The following is a 17,623-nucleotide window of genomic DNA, read 5'->3' as shown; positions in this document are numbered from 1 at the left end:
CCGCTGCGCGGGGACACGCCTCTTTCCAGTCGATCGCAGCTGCCTACGGGCGACAGAATGGGAGGATAGCCAGGAAAGCAAACCAGAAAAGGGATTGGAAAGAGCCGTTCGCCGGCCGCACAGGGGGCCGGCGCCCCGCTGCGCGGGGACACGCCTCTTTCCAGTCGACCGCAGCTGCCTATGGGCGACAGAATGGGAGGATAGCCAAGAAAGCAAACCAGAAAAGGGATTGGAAAGAGCCGTTCGCCGGCCGCACGGGGGGCCGGCGCCCCGCTGCGCGGGGACACGCCTCTTTCCAGCCGACCGTAGCTGCCTACGGGCGACAGAATGGGAGGAAGTATTATGCAATTTCAAATTGGAATTATCGCCGACTGGCTGGGCTTGCCTCTGGACAAGGCGCTGGCCAAATGCGCCGCGCTGGGGGCCGATGGCGTACAGCTGTACGCTGTCGGCGGGGAAATGGCGCCGGAAAACATGACGCCCGCTTCCCTGCAAGAGAAACGGGCGCTGCTGAAGGACAACGGGCTGACGGTGTCGGCGCTGTGCGGCGATCTGGGCGGACACGGCTTCGCCCGGGCGGCGGAGAATCCAGCCAAAATCGAGAAATCCAAGCGGATTGTGGATTTGGCCCTGGAGCTGGGCTCCAAGGTGGTGACCACCCACATCGGCGTGGTGCCGGCGGACACGGCCAGCGACACCTATCAGGTGATGCAGGCGGCCTGCAACGAGCTGGCGGAGTACGCCCATGAAAACGGGGCGTTTTTCGCCATTGAAACGGGGCCAGAACCGGCTGAACGACTGAAAACCTTCCTGGACGGCCTGTCCTCGAAGGGGGTGGCGGTCAACCTGGATCCCGCCAATCTCGTGATGGTGACCGGGGACGACCCAGTGAGGGCGGTATATACCCTGAAGGACTACATTGTTCATACCCACGCCAAGGACGGGCGGATGCTGCGGAAAACCGACCCGCGTGTCATCTACGACTTTTTTGCCGAGGGCGGCATCGGGGATCTTCGGCTGGACGACTATTTCAAGGAAGTGCCTCTCGGCCAGGGCGGCGTGGATTTCGACGGCTACATGAAGGCGCTGGAGAATATCGGCTACACCGGCTTTCTCACCATCGAACGGGAAGTGAAGGAGAACCCGGCGGCGGACATCGCTTTGGCTGTGGAATTCCTGAACAGATATCGATAAAGGCAAGAGGGATCGAATCATGAACAAGCGGTACGGCGTGGTGCTCATCGGCTGCGGCCACATCGGGCAGGAGCACATAGAGGACATCTATTTCCGGGACAACATACGGGTGGTGGCGACGGTGGACACCCGCGAGGAGCAGGCGCGCCTGTTCGCCCGCCGGTACGGGGCCGACCATTACGGGACGGATTATCGCCCCTTTCTGCGGCTGCCTGAAACGGACATCGTCATCATCGCCACCTATGTCAACACCCATCTGTCCATTCTCCGGGACTGCCTGGAGGCGGGCAAGCATGTCCTGTGCGAAAAGCCCATTGCCGGTACCCTGGAGGAGGGGGAGGCCTTTTACCGTCTGGTTAAGGGCGCCTCGAGCCAGGTGCTGGTGGCCCATATCCTGCGGCACAACCGTACCTATCAAACCGCGGCCCGCCTGATCGGAGAGGGGGCTGTCGGCCGGCTGTCCCTGATGCGGATGGTACAAAATCATCACGCCATGGACTGGCCCCGGTATAAGCGGCTGATGGCCGACTGCCCGCCTATCGTGGACTGCGGCGTCCATTATATCGACGTCATGCAGTGGTTCAGCGGCTCCCGGGTGGTGGAGGTCAGCGGCGTGGGCTGCCGCCTGGACGCGGACAGCGGGCAGGACAACTACGGCATGATCCAGGCCCGGCTGGCCAACGGCTGCATCGCCAGCTATGAGGCGGGTTGGAGCCGGAACCTGGCGGCCCAAAACCTGAAGGAATTCATTGGGGACAAGGGCCGGCTGACCATCACGCTGCGGGACAACCGGATAACCAACAAGGAGGAGGGCGACTGCATTACCCTCTATACCAGCGACACCGGGGAATACCGCACCATCAACGTGGCCGCCAAATACAAGGACATGTACGCCCAGCTGTCGGCGCTTATCGGCATGATAGAGGGCAAGGCTTCCGCCTCGCCCTCTATCGACGAGGTTTACAGCGCCTTCGTTATCGCCATGACGGCCAAAAAGGCCATCGAGACCCGCACCGTCCAGTTTGTTCCCGCTCTCATCGAGGGAAAGCGGGAAAAGGGCGCGTCCTAATGAAAAGGCGCCGGATTGCTCCGGCGCCTCAGCGTGTCGACAAAGTCGACACGCTGCTGGACGGGGATGCCGGATCGCGGCGGCTCGTTATACTCGCCTTGCTCCCTCTATGCCCCGCTGGCGGAGCGTTCGCTCCGCCCGGCCACGCCCTGCTCTTGAAAAATAGCGGAAACACACGTGTTTCCGTTATTTTTCGCCTATAAGGTGTGTTTGCGAGGCACATGTCCTCGCAAACACCGATCGGTAACCCGCCTCCGCTTTTTTCGTTTCACGAATGGCGGATTCCATTTTTCGACAGCCTCCGGCGCCGGATTGCTCCGGCGCCTTTTCGCACTCATACCACCGCCGAGCCGAAGGGGAAGAGGGCCAGACGGGCCAGTTTGAAGCTCTGCAGCCCCAGGGGGATGCCCACGATGGTCACGCAGTACACCAGGCCGACGGCCACGGAGCTGAGAAACAGCTCCCAGCCGAACAGCAGGATCCACACCACATTCATCAGGCAGGAGCCGGGGCCGCCCCCGCCCTCGATTTCTTTGCCGAAGGGGGACAGCACCAGGCCCGCGATTTTGAAACACTGCACCCCGAAGGGAATCCCGATGATGGTGACGCAGCACAGGAGGCCGGCGAGCGCCCACATAATGCCCAAAACCAGGCCGCCGAGCAGCAGCCAAAAAATATTTCCAAGTACGTTCATCGATGAAGACCTGTCCTTTCCGGGCGAATTGCTCTAAGCTTTGTTACAGGAATCAGTATAGCGGACAAAGCGGAAAAACAGCTCGGCAAAATGCGGAAGATTTTCTTGAGATTGCATGAAGGGATCGCGGCGGGGCGTTGACAAGCGGCCGGAATATGGTGTACACTGGACAAGCCGGCGAAAGGAGAGGGTTCCGGATGAAATGGGGAAAACGGATATTGTGCATCGCGCTGGCCGCCGCTATGCTGCTGGGGTCACTGGTGCTGGGGGTCCTCAGCTTTCAAGGCTGAATACAGACGCGCGCCCGCCGGCCGGACAGGCCAGAGCGGGCATTTTTGCGCCTTGAAAGCCTGCGCGGACAAGCTGCCGAAAAAATGCCACAAGGGAAAAGCAACTATATCTTGTGTTTGGGATTGACAAGTCTGCGCATATGTTGTAATATTATAGCCGTTCCCGCTAACGGCCCGTTCGGACGGGCCGGCCAGGCCGATGCGAGGCGTTCGGGCTTTTTCCAGCGGGAATTCGCGCCGGCTTTGCCTGGCGCCGCGACGATTTGGGGCGGAGCTGCCGCCCCTATATGGCAGGAAAGCGGAGGATCACGCGGGTTTCTGCAGAAGGAATGGGTGGTTGGAAGAATGGTAGAACAGGTAAAGAAGCGCAACGGAGAAATCGTCATTTTTGACGCGAAGAAAATCCGCGAAGCCATACATAAAGCCAATATCGCCGTGGCGGACGAGAAGATCCCCGCGAAATCCCTGCGGGAACTGACCGACAAGGTGGTCGGCTCCCTGCCGGCGGGCCAGGTGCCCACGGTGGAGCAGATTCAGGACAAGGTGGAGGAAATCCTTATCGGCGCGGACTACGCGAAAACCGCCAAGGCTTACATCCTCTACCGCGCCGAACATGCTAAAATCCGCCAGAGCGAGGCGGACTTGATGGACATTTACAAGGAGCTGACCTTTGCCTACGCCAAGGACGCCGACATTAAGCGGGAAAACGCCAACATCGACGCCGACACCGCCATGGGCACCATGCTCAAGTATGGGTCGGAGGGGTCCAAATATTTCATCGACAACTATATCCTGCCCAAGGACATTGCCGCCGCCCACATCAACGGCGACATCCATATCCACGACAAGGATTTTTACATGCTGACCGAGACCTGCTGCCAGATTGACCTGCTCAAGCTGTTCCACAACGGCTTTTCCACCGGTCACGGCACCCTGCGGGAGCCCAACAGCATCCAGAGCTATTCCGCCCTGGCTTGCATCGCCATCCAGGCCAACCAGAACGAGATGCACGGCGGCCAGAGCGTGCCCAACTTCGATTATTCCATGGCGCCGGGTGTGGCGAAAACCTTTATCAAGGAATATTTCCGTGCCCTGGCTGCCTATTTCCATATCCGGCTCGGCCTGTCCATGCCCGACGCCAAGGCGCTCGCGGACAGGGTACGGGAGGACATCCCCCTGACGGTTTCCATGCGGGAGGCCGACGCGTACAAGGACGCGCTGAAGGCCTGGCTGCCCGCTCACCAGCGGGAGGGCGGCTTCCAGGACATCACGTCCGAGCAGGCGGGGGAAGCGCACGATTTCGCGGCGGACACCGCCTGGTATGAGACGGACAGGGCCACCTACCAGGCGATGGAGGCCTTCATCCACAACCTGAACACCATGAACTCCCGGGCGGGCGCCCAGGTGCCCTTCAGCTCTGTCAATTACGGCACCGACACCTCCCCCGAGGCGCGCATGGTGGTGCGCAATCTGCTCGAGGCCACCGACGCGGGGCTGGGAGACGGGGAAACCCCGATTTTCCCGGTGCAGATTTTCAAGGTGAAGGAAGGGGTCAATTTCAACCCCGGCGATCCCAACTACGACCTGTTCAAGCTGGCTATCAAGACGTCGGCCAAGCGGCTGTTCCCCAACTTCAGCTTCATCGACGCCCCCTTCAACCTGCAGTATTACAAGGAAGGGGATTACGACACCGAAATCGCCTATATGGGCTGCCGCACCCGGGTGATGGGCAATCATTTCGATCCCAGCAGGGAGACCACCTGCGGGCGCGGGAATCTCAGCTTTACCTCCATCAACCTGCCCCGGATCGGCATTGAGGCCAAGGGGGACATTCAGAAATTCTACCAGCTGCTGGACAGCCGCATCGAGCTGGTCTGCCGCCAGCTGCTGCATCGTTTCCAGATTCAGTGCACCAAAAAGGGCCGCAATTATCCCTTCCTGATGGGACAGGGCGTCTGGATCGATTCCGACAAGCTGGGCCCGGACGACAGTGTGGAGGAGGTGCTCAAGCACGGCACGCTGAGCGTGGGCTTCATCGGGCTGGCTGAAACCTTGAAAGCCTTGACCGGCAAGCACCATGGGGAGAGCGAGGAGAGCCAGAAGCTGGGGCTGGAAATCGTTAGCTATATGCGGCGGCGCATGGACGAGGAGTCGGAAAAGACGGGGCTGAATTTCACCCTGCTGGCCACCCCGGCCGAAGGGCTCAGCGGCCGGTTCCTGCGGATTGACAAGGAGCTTTACGGGGAGCTCCCCGGCATTACGGATCGGGACTATTACACCAATTCCTTCCATGTGCCGGTGTATTATCCCATCCAGGCGTACAAGAAAATCCGCACCGAGGCGCCGTATCACGCGCTGACCAACGCCGGACATATCAGCTATGTGGAGCTGGATGGGGACACCTGCAAGAACCTGGACGCTTTCGAGGCGGTCATCCGCTGCATGAAGGAGGCGGGCGTGGGCTACGGCTCGGTGAATCACCCGGTGGACCGGGATCCCATCTGCGGCTATACCGGCGTTATCGACGAGGTCTGTCCCCGCTGCGGCCGCCGGGAGGGCGAGCCGGTCAGCGTGGAAAAGCTGATGGAGCTTCGAAAAAAATATCCGCACATGCCTCACATCTGCGGATGCGAATAAAAACAATCGACTGATAAAAGGAGAGGGAACAGCATGAACGAGAAGAAGAACACCCAGGCAACGGTGGGAGAGAGCGTCGGCTTTGAGCGGATTCGCCGGATCACCGGCTATCTGGTGGGCACCACCGATCGGTTCAACAATGCCAAGCGCGCGGAAGAAAAGGACAGAGTTAAGCATGGCCTCCAAGCTGAGAATTAGCGGCATCGTACCCGAGTCCATCGTGGATGGGCCGGGTATCCGCTTCACGGTATTCACCCAGGGGTGTCCCCATCACTGCCCGGGCTGTCACAATCCGCAGACCCATGCCTTCGACGGCGGGCGTCTGGTGGATGTGGCGGATCTGGCGGCGCAGGTAGAGGAGAACCCGCTGCTGACCGGGGTCACCTTTTCGGGCGGCGAGCCCTTCTGCCAGCCGGAGCCGCTTTGCGAGCTGGCTCAGCTGGTCAAGGTCCGCGGAAAGCACGTCATGGTGTATTCCGGCTATACGCTGGAGCAGCTGCTGGAGATGGGGAAAACCAAGCCGGCAGTGCTGCGCCTGCTGCGGCTGGCGGACACGCTGGTGGACGGACGGTACGTGGAAGAGCTGCGGGATCTGACCCTGGAATTCCGGGGAAGCAGCAACCAGCGGATCATCGATTTGCATACCGTATTCGACGTGTAGAAAGGCGCCCCGTCCGGGGCGCCTTTTTTGCAATTTGATCTTGTGTAAAAAGAACGAAAATACAGCCATTTTCGGCCGGAAACGGGGATGAGGAGCGCTTAGTGACGAATATGAGCGGATAGGTGCGTTTTTCTCTTGCAATCGTGGAATATTGTGCTATAATTAGGGAGGCCGAGAGGCCGCCGGATTTTCCGGCGGATTTGATTATACTAGGAGGTGGGTAGGGTGAATCCTGACCCTGGCAGTCGAAGTAGACAAACGCAGGTCCATAGATTATGGGGGATGCACCGTATCCGCTGCAAACGGAACGGCGCCTGCCGGTAGGCGGGGCGGCTGTTTCGTGCGCTTTACGTGCGTCCCTGAAAGGGGTATGCACGTATGATTCAATACTACAAAACCATCAACGGCCGCGTCCGTCCGTTGGAGGAGATGGAGGACGGCTGCTGGATTAATGTGATCAATCCGGATGAAAAGGAGATAAACGGCCTGATTCAGGAGTTTTCCCTGGAGCCGGATTTCCTGCGCGCCGCGCTGGACGAGGAGGAGTCCTCCCGTATCGAAAGCGAGGACGACAACACCCTCATCATTCTGGACGCGCCGGTGGCGGAAAAGAATGGGGACAGCATCTCCTATTACACCTTACCCATCGGCATTCTGGTGACCCAGTCCCATGTCATCACCGTCTGCTTGCGGGAGAATCCCATCATCGCGGAATTCACCGAGGGCGTGGTCAAGGGGGTGCAGACCGAGCTGCGCACGCAGTTTGTGCTGCATCTGATGCTGCGGGTCGCCACCCGGTTTCTCCAGTTCCTCAAGCAGATCGACAAGCTGTCCAGTTCCCTGGAAAAGCAGCTGCGCAAATCCATGAAGAACAAAGAGCTGATTCAGCTTTTGGACGTACAGAAGTCCCTGGTGTATTTTTCCACCTCCCTGAAGGCGGACGAAACCACCCTGGAAAAGCTGATGCGGGGCCGGTATATCAAGCTGTATGAGGATGACCAGGATTTGCTGGAGGACGTGCTGATTGAAATCAAGCAGGCCATCGAAATGTCCAGCATCTATCTGAACATCTTGTCCGGCACCATGGACGCCTTCGCCTCGGTGATTTCCAACAACCTGAACATTGTGATGAAGGTGCTCGCGTCGGTGACCATCGTGATTTCCATCCCCAACATCATCGCTGGCTTCTACGGCATGAACGTGGAAGGGCTGCCGCTGCATCATTTGTGGTGGTTCCCCATCATCATCGCCGTGGTGCTGATGGGTCTGGTCGGCTGGCTGCTGCACAAAAAGGATATGCTATAAGCACTTCGAACGAAAAACGCCCTGCGGCCATGCCGCAAGGCGTTTTTTTAGGTCACGTGTTTAATCCAGCGGTTGCTTTTCAGTCGTACCAGAGAAAGGATGCATTTGACGATTTCCTCCGCGCAGATGAGCAGCACCACCAGCTCCACCGGCCATTGGAGCAGCAGGGCACCGATGAAGGCCAGGGGTACCCCGATGAGCCACATGGTGCCGGCTTCCACCTTGAGCCCGAAGGAGGCGTCGCCGCCGCCGCGGAACACGCCGACGATAAGCACCACGTTGAGCATCCGTACCGGCAGGATGATGCCGAAGATCCGCAGCATGGCAACGGCGGCCAGCCGGGCTTCTTCCGATACCTTAAACAGGGAGAGGATGGCCGGCGCCGTGAACAGCACCACCGCCCCGATGACCATCCCCATCAAAACGGACAGCCACGAGAAACGGCGGGCGTAGGCCTTGGCCGTGTCTTCCTCCTTGGCCCCCACCTGGTTGCCGATCATCACCAGCGCCGCACTCGCCGAACTGAAGCAGAACACCATGAACAGATTTTGGATCGAGTTGCAGATCTGAGAGGCGGCGATGGCGCGGGTGCCGTCGCCGATAAACCCGTAGGCCACCGTATACAGCACGAAGCCCAGCGCCCAGCAGCCCTCGTTGAGCACCACCGGCACCATGGCACCCATGACCTTGCGGGCGAAGGCTTTACCATAGCGGAGGTATTCCCCCGCTTTTCCGGCGAAGGGAGAACGGGGACGGAAGGTCAATATAAGCAGCAGCAGGGTCTCCACCACCCGGGCGATCAGGGTGGCGATGGCGGCGCCCCGCACGCCCAGAACGGGAAAACCGCCCTTGCCGAAGATGAGAAGGTAGTTGAGGCCGGTGTTGGTCAGAACGGCGAATAGGCTGACCAGCATGGGCAGATAAGCGCTCCCCACGCTGCGCAGGGCGTTGGCCAGCATGTAGGATATGCCGGTGAACAGATAGCTCAGGCAGACAATGACCAGATAGTCCTTGCTCAGCGGCACGACCTCCTCGCTGCGGCTGAACAGCCGGACGATAAACTCCGGCGCGAGCAGGGCGGTGGCAGTGAAGAGCAGGCTGATGACGACGTTGACGGTCAGGCCGAAGCCCATCACCTTTTTGATGCTCGCGGTGTCCTTCTGGCCCCAATACTGGCTGATAAAAATACTGCAGCCCATGGCGGCGCCATTGCCGATTAGGTTGAACAGAAAGAAAAATTGGTTGGCGATGCCGACGGCGGCCACCTCATTTTCCCCCACCCGGCCGATCATCAGGGTATCCACCATGTTGAGAGAGGAGGCCAGAAAATTCTGCACCAGGATGGGCAGGGCCAGCACCGCGAGCGTGCGGTAGAATTGCTTGTCAAAAAACCATGTTTTACGCAAGAGGATTCACGCCTTTCAAAACAAAAACCACCTTGAAGGGAAACCGCTTCCCCACAAAGTGGTAACTCCCGGCTCCTATCGGCGGGAGGACTTCCCGACTATGATACAAGAAAGGCGCCGGTTTGTCAACTGGCGGTTCGATGTGGTATACTGAATGAAAAAGGAGGGATATGATGAAAAAACTGATCCGCGCCGCCTTTGTGTACGCCATGCTCGCGCTGGCGGGCGGCGTGTTTTATCGGGAATTTACCAAATTCAACGGATTCACAGGCAAAACCGCTCTGTCCACCGTCCATGTGCACCTGTTTGTGCTGGGGATGGCATTTTTCCTCATTGCCGCCTTATGGGATAAAACCGGACGGCTGTCTGCCCAGAAGGGGTTTGGCTGGTTCTTCGGGCTGTACAACGCGGGGCTTTCGGTGACGGTGGCGGCTTTGATAACCCGCGGGGTTATTCAGGTTCTGGAGATCACGCCTTCCAAGGGGCTGGACGCCTCCCTGTCCGGCGTTGCCGGCCTGGGGCATATCCTGCTGGGAGTCGGGCTCCTTCTGTTTTTCCTCACGCTGCAGTGCACGGTGCGCGTCAACAAGGGTAAATGAAAACTCCCCGCCGGTTTCGGCGGGGAGTTTCTCGTTCAGCGGGTGCGGGCCAGCACCTTGGTGATTTCCCCGACATAAATCCGGTGGAAATCGCCGTCCTTATAGCTGGCCATGATGGAGGGGTCAAGGAAGCGGCTGGGATCCATGTCCTGAGTATACAGCTTCCGGCAGACCAGGGCCAGCTCCGCCTCTTCAAAGTAGGGGGCGGGCGCGTCGAACACGGGGGTTAAGCCGGCCTCGGCCACCTTGTCGGTATCCCGGCCCGACTTGGAACCGCAGATTTGCAGCGCGCGGCGCTGGCTGAGGCCGAGAAAGGACAGGGTGTAGTATTTCTCCCTTTCCAGGAACTCGAAGGTATAGCGGGATGGCCGCACGAAGGCGAAACTGACATTGGCGTTCCACAGAACGCCCAGCCCGCCCCAGCTCGCGGTCATGGTGTTGTATTTTTCCGGTTTCCCGGCGGTGATGAGCATCCATTCCTTGCCGATGCGATCGAAAACGTTCCCGGTGATCTCGCTGGGATCCAACTCAATAAACTTGGCCATAGCACGCCCTCCCAAAGGTTTTGTTATCCACAGTATACCACAGTGTATGCGGCGGCGTCTGCAAATTTTCTGTGAATGCGGAATTTTTCCGGGAGGAAGGGGCCGTCAGACCCCGGAATAGGCGCTGAAGCCGCCGTCCACGGGGATGACCACGCCGGTGATAAAACCGGCGGCGGGTTTGGACAGCAGAAAGAGCAGGGAGCCGATGAGCTCCTCCGCCTCGCCGAACCGGCCCATGGGGGTGCTGTTCAGGATTTTGGCGGTGCGGGCCGTCGGGTTGCCGGCCTCGTCGAACAGCAGGGCCTGGTTCTGCGCGGTGACGAAAAAGCCGGGGGCGATGGCGTTGACCCGGATATTCGCCTTGGAGAAGTGAACGGCCAGCCACTCGGTGAAATTGCTGACCGCGGCCTTTGCGCCCGAATAGGCGGGGATTTTGGTCAGCGGGGTGAAAGCGTTCATGGAGGAGACGTTGAGAATGCTCGCGTCCTCCTTGCCCAGCATATCCTCGGCGAATACCTGGGTGGGAATCAGGGTGCCCAGGAAATTCAGGTTGAAGACGAACTCCACACCGGCGGGCTCCAGGTTGAAAAAGGTGGTGATATCCTTCTCCATGTCGCCGTCGAGGTAGTATTCGTTGGTGGTGGTGGCGCGGGGATTGTTGCCTCCCGCCCCGTTCACCAGGATGTCGCAGGTGCCGAAATCCCGGCGGATTTGTTCCCGGGCCTCCAGCAGGGTTTCCTTTTTGAGGACGTTGGCGGCATACGCCTTGGCCGTGCCGCCCTCGGCGGCGATATCGGCGGCAAACTTGGCGGCGGCCTCCAGATTGAGATCCAGCAGGGCGACCTTGGCGCCGCACCGGGCGATGGCTTTGGCGAACAGGCTGCACAGCACGCCGCCCGCGCCGGTCACCACCGCGACTTTGTCTTTCAGATCGATTTCAAATGGCAGGTTCATCATCACAAGGTCTCCTCCCGATGCAGCTTATTCAGGGTTTCCCAGATGCCATTGATGTAAGACGCGCCCAGCGCCCGATCGTACAGGCCGTAGCCGGGGCGACCGGTTTCTCCCCAAATCATCCGGCCGTGATCCGGCCGCAGATACCCATCAAACCGATTACGATGAAGGATGTCGAGGATCCGCACAATGTCCAGAGATCCGCAGGCGGAGAAATGCGCGCTTTCCTCGAAGCCGCCGTCCGGCAGGATTTTGACGTTGCGCACGTGCATAAAGTGAATGCGGCCCTGCGCGGCGTATTTGTCGATCATTCGGTAGATATCGTTGGAGGCGGCGCAGCCCAGAGAGCCGGTGCAGAGGGTCAAGCCGTTGGCTGGGCTGACCACCAGTTTCAGGAACCGGTCTAGATTAGCCTCACAGGTGATAATGCGGGGCAGGCCGAAGATGTTCCATGGCGGATCGTCCGGATGGATGGCCATGTTCACGCCGCTTTCCTCGGCCACGGGGATGACAGCTTCCAGAAAATAGCGGAGGTTTTCCCACAAATCTTCTTCGGTCAGCCGGCTGTAAGCCTCAAACAGGGCTTTCAGATCCTCCTTTTTGTAGCTGGCATCCCAGCCGGGGAGGGATAGCTCGCCGGTCAGGGGATCCATCTTTTCCAACTGATCCTTATAGTATACCAAGGCGGTGGAGCCATCGGCCAGCGGCTTGTCCAGCTGGGTCCGGGTCCAGTCGAACACCGGCATGAAGTTGTAGCAGATGCATTTGACGCCCGCTTCTCCCAGACGGCGGATGTTCTCCTGATAATTGGCGATCAAACGGTCGCGGGTGGGGCGGCCCAGCTTGATGTCCTCGTGGACGGGCACGCTTTCCACCACGTCGAAAATAAGTCCGTTGGCTTCCACCTCCGTTTTCAGGGCGGCGATGCTTTCCCGGCTCCAGACCTCGCCGACCGGCACGTCGTAGACAGCGGTGACGATGCTGCGCATATTGGGAATTTGACGGATGTAGCCCAGGGTGACGGGGTCGTCCTGGCCATACCAGCGAAAAGACAGTTTCATGGGCGTTGTTCTTCCTTTCTAAACAGACAGTCCGAAGTACCGGACAGCGTTGTTGTAACAGATATCCTGCACCATGCCGCCCAGGGCGGCCGGATCGCCGGGAGCCAGCCCCTGTTCGGCCCAGCCGCCTAGCAGGTCGCAGAGGATGCGGCGGAAATACTCGTGCCGGGTATAGGATAAGAAGCTGCGGGAATCGGTCAGCATCCCAATGAAGGTGCTGAGAAGGCCGGTGTTGGCCAGCGTTTTCATCTGATCCAGCATGCCGTCCAGATGATCGTTGAACCACCAGGCGGCGCCGCACTGGACTTTGCCGCGGGCCGGGCCGCTTTGGAAGCTGCCGGCCACGGAGGCAAATTTGGCGTTATCCGCCGGGTTGAGGGTATAGAGCACGGTCCGGGGCAGCTCTCCAGTGACCTCCAGCCCGTCCAGCAGGGCGATGAGGGAGGCGGCGGGCAGGGAATCGCCGATGGAATCAAAGCCCGTGTCGGGACCGAGAACGCGGAACTGGCGGGTATTGGTGTTGCGCACCACGCCGAAATGCAGCTGCATGGAAAAATCGAGACGGTGATACAGCCGGCCCAGCTCCAGCATCAGCTCGGTCTGATAGGCCGCCAGCTCCTCGGCGGGGATGGGCTCGCCTTTCAGCAGGCGGGAGAAGGCGGCGCGGGCCTTGGCGGCGTCCCGCACAGTAAAATCCGGGGAGCCAAAGGAGTGGTCGGACAGGCGACAGCCCGCCGCCTTGAAGGTAGCCGCCCGGTCGGCCAGCGCGGCCAGGAGGCTGTCGAAGGAATCAATGGCGCGTCCGGCCGCGACGCCCAGCCGCTCCACCCATTCCCGGGCACCGGGGTTTTGCAGATGGATGGCCTTGTCCGGGCGGAAGGTGGGCAGCACCTGCACGGGAAAGGCGGCGTCGTTTGCCAAGGCCTGGTGCCAGCGCAGGTCGTCGGCGGGGTCGTCGGTGGTGCACAGGGCTTTGACGCCGCTGTTCACGATAAGCGAGCGGGGACGCCCCGCCCCGGACGCCAGCAGGCGGTTGCATGTCTCCCAGATGCGGGGGGCGCTTTCGGCGGTGAGCAGCTCCTCCACGCCAAAGTAGCGCAGAAGCTCCAGCTGGCACCAGTGATACAGCGGGTTGCCCACGCTGTGCGACACCGTGTCGGCCCAGCGGAGGAATTTCTCATAGGGTTCGGCGCCGCCGGTTATAAAGCGCTCCTCCACGCCGTGGGCGCGCATCAGCCGCCACTTGTAATGATCGCCTCCTAGCCATAGCGCGGTCATATCGGCGGCCGGCTCGTTTTCCCAAATTTCCCGGGGACTTAAATGACAGTGGTAGTCAAAAATGGGCATGTTCCGGGCATACTCTTCGTACAAGCGGCGAGCTGTGGTGGATTGCAGCAGAAAATCGTCCCGGATAAAGGTTGTCAAGGAATACCACCTCCATAGCCTATCGGTAGAACTGCTTCTAGTGTACATCAAACTTTGCCCGGTTTCATGGGATTTGTTGCTTGAAACATGGTAAAACTTGCGGTATACTAAAAAGCAGGAGGGATGCGGTATGGGATTGGAATGTCCTTTCGACGATCGGCAGGAAATGCTGCGGCCGGATTACGAGTTTTTTCATAGTCAGGGCAGCCGTCCGCTGGATATCGCCTACCACAGCCACGATTTTTACGAGGTGTTTTTGTTCGTTTCTGGCCGGGCGGAGTATATTATCGAGGGAAAAACCTATGTGCTGCGTCCGGGAGACATTCTTCTGACCAACGATCGGGAGCTGCATCGGCCGCTGGTGGAGCCGGGACGGCTGTACGAGCGGTATGTGCTGTGGATTCGCCCCGAGTATATCCGGAAGCTGCAGGAGGATGGGACGGATTTAGCGGCGTGCTTTGTAGACGCGGCTCGGCGGGAATATAAGCGCATTCGTCCCGGCGGCGAGCTGATCGCCCGCCTGATGCGGCTGTGCGGGCGGCTGGAGGAGGTATACGGCGGCAGCGCCTACGGATGCCGGGTGCTGGAGCGGGCCTATGTGATGGAGTTGCTGGTGTATCTTAACCGGGCGTATTTCGAAACGGCGGAGGAACTGGTCCCCGATGTGGTGGAAAACCAGAAGATAAACGCCGTGGTGGAGTATATCAATCGGCATTTGGATGCGGATTTGTCACTGGACGCCTTGGCTGGAAGGTTTTATGTCAGCAAGTACCATTTAAGCCGGCAGTTCAAGCAGTATATTGGGGTGCCGATTCACCAGTATATTACCAAGAAGCGGCTGATGACCGCGCGGGGTATGCTGCGAAGGGGACAGCCTGTGCGCAGTGCGTATCTCGAGAGCGGGTTTAACGATTATGCCAACTTTTCCAAGGCGTTCAAGGCGGAGTTCGGCCTGTCGCCCAAGGACTATGTGCGGCAGCTATAAGGAGGGCGTATATGAAAGCGAGAATACCGGTAACAAAAGATCCGGCGGCGGTGCTGCTGTATGGGGCGGATGAATCCACCAGGGAAAAGCTGGCGGGGATTTTGAAAAGCATGGGTTTGCCCTATCGGCTGGCTCAGGCCGGACAGGAAGGGGAGAGCGTGGGCTATTTGCTGGGGCTTGCCGGGTATGCCCATACGCAAGCAGCTGCGTCGGATCTGGTTCCGGAGACATGCCTGGTGATGTGCGGGCTTGAGGAAGCGCAGCTGGACGGGCTGCTCGGGGCGATGAAGGCGGCGGGGATAATCATACCGTTTAAGGCGATTGCCACGCCGCACAATAAAGGGTGGAGTCTGGCGCAGCTGATGAGGGAGCTGCGCCGCGAAAGGGATGCGCTGCGTCCGGTTTGAATAAAAATCAAGGGGGAATATGAAATTCCCCCTTGATTTTATGGAAGGGGTATGCTATAATCTCATTCGCGGCACAACGGCAGGACTTAAAATGCGCCGATTGCTGTATAATTGCATATCCGGGTGTAGCGCAGATTGGTAGCGCGCTTGAATGGGGTTCAAGAGGCCGCAGGTTCGACTCCTGTCACTCGGACCAGTGGGAGTGTCCTTATAGGACTCTCCCATTTTTTATTTTCCTAAAATCCTATAATTCCACTCCGACCAAATGCAGAAGAAACCTTGATTTTTCAGGGTTTCTTCTTTTTTTGCCCCAAAAGGATGGTTGATTTCTTGAATAAATAGGAGTTCCCATTTCGATTGTTTTCATGTAGCCGGAAAGAATAGTGAAACATCAATTTCTCTTTTTCATATACTGCTAGTAATACTGCGACGATGGGGAGGAGGGGGATTATGTGTAATGGATATACCAAACAGCAGATGTGTTTGATGAATCGGATACGCCAACTATGGGAGCAGCACGTGTATTGGACGCGGTTCTTCATTATTAGTACAGCGGCTGACCTGGGCGATTTAGAGCCGGTCACCAATAGGCTGCTCCAAAATCCAAAGGATTTTGCAAGGCTGTTAACGCCGATTTACGGCATAAGAATAGCCAGTCGGTTTCAGAAACTTTTCACTCAGCATTTGCTGATTGCAGCCGAACTGGTAAACGCAGCGAAAAACGCGGAAGGCGAAAAAGCTGATAACGCTCGTAAAAGATGGTATAAAAACGCGGATGAGATTGCCGGCTTTCTAGCTTCCATCAATCCGTGCTGGGAAGAAGCAACATGGAGGGACATGCTGTATAGCCATCTGGAAATGACGGAAAAAGAAGCGACGCTGCGCCTGCAGGGAAACTACACGGCGGATATTAAGGTGTTCGATAACATCGAAAACGAAGCATTAAACATGGCCGATTATATGTTTTGCGGTATCATGAGACGGTGCTTCTGCTAGTAGGAATACCGCTTTTTAAGACCCATGACTGCATTTCAGCCAAGAAATAACGCGTCGTCCGAAAGGACGGCGCGTTATGTTTACTCTGTTTGAGTGGAGTGAAGAGTTTGAAATATGCGTATTACCGGCGCTTGCTCTGCACGTCTTGTTCGTAACGGCGGAGAACGGTCAGCCAATCGGTACCGACGGGCACGCCTTCCTGGAGGCAGAGGTATTCCCATACCGCGTTGGCGGGCAGGTTTTTAAATTCCTCCGTCAATGCCAGGCGAGCGGTGAAATCGCCGTCTGCTTCGGCCTGCTCCAGCAAAGCGCTCGGCTCCAGCAGGGCGGTCAACATGGCTTTCCCGGCGGCACGCAGCCCGATCACCCAGGCCGCCACGCGGTTGATGCTGGCGTCAAAATAGTCGAGGCCCATGCCGACCTGGTGGAAGAAGCCGCCCCGTTTCATTTCCTGCATCAGCGCGCTCAAATCGTCCCCCTGAATCAGCACGTGATCGCTGTCCCAGCGCAGCCCGCGGCTGATGTGCAGCAGCACATCGTCAATGAGCGGCACCACGGCGGACAGCTTATCCGCCACGTTTTCCGTCGGATGATAGTGTCCCGTATCCATGCATATCCCCACATGATGCCCCGCCGCATACGCCAGATAAAATTCATGGGAGCCCACTGTGAAGCTCTCGGTGCCGATGCCGAATACCTTGCCTTCAAGGACGTCCCGCATCAGCGATCGATCCAGCCGCTTTTCGAAAATACGATCCAGGGATTCCCGCAGATGCTCCCGGTACAGCAGTCGATTGGCCGGCATATCTTTGAGACCGTCCGGCACCCAGATGTTGTTGATGCAGGGGGTGCCCAGTTCCCGGCCCATATCGGCCGCGATTTCCCTCGCACCCTTGCCCGCCTCTACCCAATAATCCCGCACCTCCCGGCGCCGGGAGGCCAGGGAAAACCCGTCCGCCATCATGGGATGCGTGAAGAAGGAGGCGTTGAAATCCAGGCCGTATCCGTTTGCCTTCGCCCACTCGATCCAGCGGCGGAAATCCTCCGTGGTCAGCTTGTTGCGGGGCGTCGGGGTTTTGGGCTCGGCATACATGCTGTGAAGATTGACGCGATGCCGGCAGGGAGAAAGGCGAAAAGCCATATCCATGTCGGCCCGCAGCTCGTCGCCGTTGCGGGCGGCTCCCGGATACTGTCCGGTGACCAAGTTCTGGCTGGCCACGTCGCCCACGTCCTCAAACCCTTTAACATCGTCGCCCTGCCAGCAGTGCAGGGATAAGGGGATGCGCCGGAATTCCGCCAGCGCTTCGTCGGTATCCACGCCGAAACCGGCGTAGACCGCCTTGGCGTCCTCGTATTGCCTCTGAATGCGTTCCTCGTTCTGTGCCATGACTTTTT

General features: G+C 58.7%; 16 protein-coding genes, 1 tRNA gene and 1 pseudogene. 11 read left to right on the top strand and 7 right to left on the bottom strand.

What is annotated here, in order from left to right:
* Positions 1-342: 342 nt before the first annotated feature.
* Together ACSAMM_RS09435 and ACSAMM_RS09430 are read left to right on the top strand one after the other, a co-directional pair.
* Complete coding sequence (locus ACSAMM_RS09435; protein WP_457791164.1) at positions 343-1,194, top strand: sugar phosphate isomerase/epimerase family protein; 852 nt, start codon at positions 343-345, stop codon at positions 1,192-1,194.
* A gap of 19 nt (positions 1,195-1,213) precedes the next feature.
* Entirely contained in the window at positions 1,214-2,263 is a 1,050-nt protein-coding gene (locus ACSAMM_RS09430) for a Gfo/Idh/MocA family oxidoreductase (protein ID WP_178725005.1), read from the top strand.
* A 334-nt stretch (positions 2,264-2,597) separates the two neighbouring features.
* Here the strand turns inward: ACSAMM_RS09430 and ACSAMM_RS09425 are convergent, their stop codons facing one another.
* Complete coding sequence (locus ACSAMM_RS09425) at positions 2,598-2,957, bottom strand: YccF domain-containing protein (RefSeq protein ID WP_178725007.1); 360 nt, start codon at positions 2,955-2,957, stop codon at positions 2,598-2,600.
* Between the two features lie 635 nt (positions 2,958-3,592).
* Between ACSAMM_RS09425 and ACSAMM_RS09420 the strand changes: the two genes are divergently transcribed.
* The 4 genes and pseudogenes from ACSAMM_RS09420 to ACSAMM_RS09405 all read left to right on the top strand — a co-directional run bounded on the left by ACSAMM_RS09420 (position 3,593) and on the right by ACSAMM_RS09405 (position 7,850).
* A complete protein-coding gene (locus ACSAMM_RS09420) occupies positions 3,593-5,884 on the top strand; it encodes an anaerobic ribonucleoside triphosphate reductase (protein WP_457791163.1) in 2,292 nt (763 codons plus the stop codon).
* 66 nt (positions 5,885-5,950) lie between these two features.
* Positions 5,951-6,082, top strand: a pseudogene (gene nrdD / locus ACSAMM_RS09415) (anaerobic ribonucleoside-triphosphate reductase); the annotation flags it as partial.
* The gene (gene nrdG / locus ACSAMM_RS09410) at positions 6,060-6,545 is read left to right on the top strand and encodes an anaerobic ribonucleoside-triphosphate reductase activating protein (RefSeq protein ID WP_178725014.1); all 486 of its coding nucleotides are present in this window, start codon (positions 6,060-6,062) and stop codon (positions 6,543-6,545) included. The pseudogene nrdD and the gene nrdG, both read left to right, overlap by 23 nt.
* Before the next feature lie 378 nt (positions 6,546-6,923).
* Positions 6,924-7,850: a magnesium transporter CorA family protein gene (locus ACSAMM_RS09405; protein ID WP_457791162.1), complete on the top strand. Its 927-nt coding sequence runs from the start codon at positions 6,924-6,926 to the stop codon at positions 7,848-7,850.
* Positions 7,851-7,897: 47 nt separating this feature from the next.
* Here ACSAMM_RS09405 and ACSAMM_RS09400 read toward each other — a convergent pair whose 3' ends face one another.
* Positions 7,898-9,256 (bottom strand): MATE family efflux transporter, encoded by a 1,359-nt coding sequence (locus ACSAMM_RS09400; protein WP_457791161.1) that lies wholly within the window; start codon positions 9,254-9,256, stop codon positions 7,898-7,900.
* Positions 9,257-9,426: 170 nt separating this feature from the next.
* Here ACSAMM_RS09400 and ACSAMM_RS09395 point away from each other — a divergent pair, with 170 nt between their 5' ends.
* Positions 9,427-9,855 (top strand): DUF2871 domain-containing protein, encoded by a 429-nt coding sequence (locus ACSAMM_RS09395; protein WP_457791160.1) that lies wholly within the window; start codon positions 9,427-9,429, stop codon positions 9,853-9,855.
* Between the two features lie 35 nt (positions 9,856-9,890).
* On the opposite strand, the gene ACSAMM_RS09390 is transcribed toward ACSAMM_RS09395, so the two are convergent.
* The 4 genes from ACSAMM_RS09390 to uxaC all read right to left on the bottom strand — a co-directional run bounded on the left by ACSAMM_RS09390 (position 9,891) and on the right by uxaC (position 13,840).
* Positions 9,891-10,400, bottom strand: a complete 510-nt coding sequence (locus tag ACSAMM_RS09390) for a flavin reductase (RefSeq protein WP_178725273.1) — start codon at positions 10,398-10,400, stop codon at positions 9,891-9,893.
* Between the two features lie 105 nt (positions 10,401-10,505).
* Positions 10,506-11,354: an SDR family oxidoreductase gene (locus tag ACSAMM_RS09385; RefSeq protein WP_457792171.1), complete on the bottom strand. Its 849-nt coding sequence runs from the start codon at positions 11,352-11,354 to the stop codon at positions 10,506-10,508.
* A 2-nt stretch (positions 11,355-11,356) separates the two neighbouring features.
* Positions 11,357-12,415 carry a mannonate dehydratase gene (uxuA, locus tag ACSAMM_RS09380; protein ID WP_457791159.1) on the bottom strand — a complete coding sequence of 353 codons (1,059 nt, stop codon included), beginning with the start codon at positions 12,413-12,415 and terminating at the stop codon, positions 11,357-11,359.
* An 18-nt stretch (positions 12,416-12,433) separates the two neighbouring features.
* Positions 12,434-13,840 carry a glucuronate isomerase gene (gene uxaC / locus ACSAMM_RS09375; RefSeq protein ID WP_457791158.1) on the bottom strand — a complete coding sequence of 469 codons (1,407 nt, stop codon included), beginning with the start codon at positions 13,838-13,840 and terminating at the stop codon, positions 12,434-12,436.
* A 130-nt stretch (positions 13,841-13,970) separates the two neighbouring features.
* Between uxaC and ACSAMM_RS09370 the strand changes: the two genes are divergently transcribed.
* From ACSAMM_RS09370 to ACSAMM_RS09355, 4 genes are all read left to right on the top strand, one after another.
* Complete coding sequence (locus ACSAMM_RS09370) at positions 13,971-14,825, top strand: helix-turn-helix domain-containing protein (RefSeq protein ID WP_457791157.1); 855 nt, start codon at positions 13,971-13,973, stop codon at positions 14,823-14,825.
* A gap of 11 nt (positions 14,826-14,836) precedes the next feature.
* Complete coding sequence (locus ACSAMM_RS09365) at positions 14,837-15,232, top strand: DUF3783 domain-containing protein (protein ID WP_457791156.1); 396 nt, start codon at positions 14,837-14,839, stop codon at positions 15,230-15,232.
* Positions 15,233-15,351: 119 nt separating this feature from the next.
* Positions 15,352-15,428 (top strand) — tRNA-Pro (locus tag ACSAMM_RS09360).
* Positions 15,429-15,682: 254 nt separating this feature from the next.
* Entirely contained in the window at positions 15,683-16,228 is a 546-nt protein-coding gene (locus tag ACSAMM_RS09355) for an acetylglutamate kinase (protein ID WP_457791155.1), read from the top strand.
* Positions 16,229-16,349: 121 nt separating this feature from the next.
* Here ACSAMM_RS09355 and ACSAMM_RS09350 read toward each other — a convergent pair whose 3' ends face one another.
* Positions 16,350-17,615 (bottom strand): L-rhamnose isomerase, encoded by a 1,266-nt coding sequence (locus tag ACSAMM_RS09350; protein ID WP_457791154.1) that lies wholly within the window; start codon positions 17,613-17,615, stop codon positions 16,350-16,352.
* Between the last annotated feature and the right edge of the window lie 8 nt (positions 17,616-17,623).

It is taken from the genome of Anaeromassilibacillus sp. SJQ-5 (genome assembly GCF_054108045.1).
The sequence above is the reverse complement of the archived record's forward strand: the minus strand, read 5'-3'. Positions and strand labels throughout refer to the sequence as shown.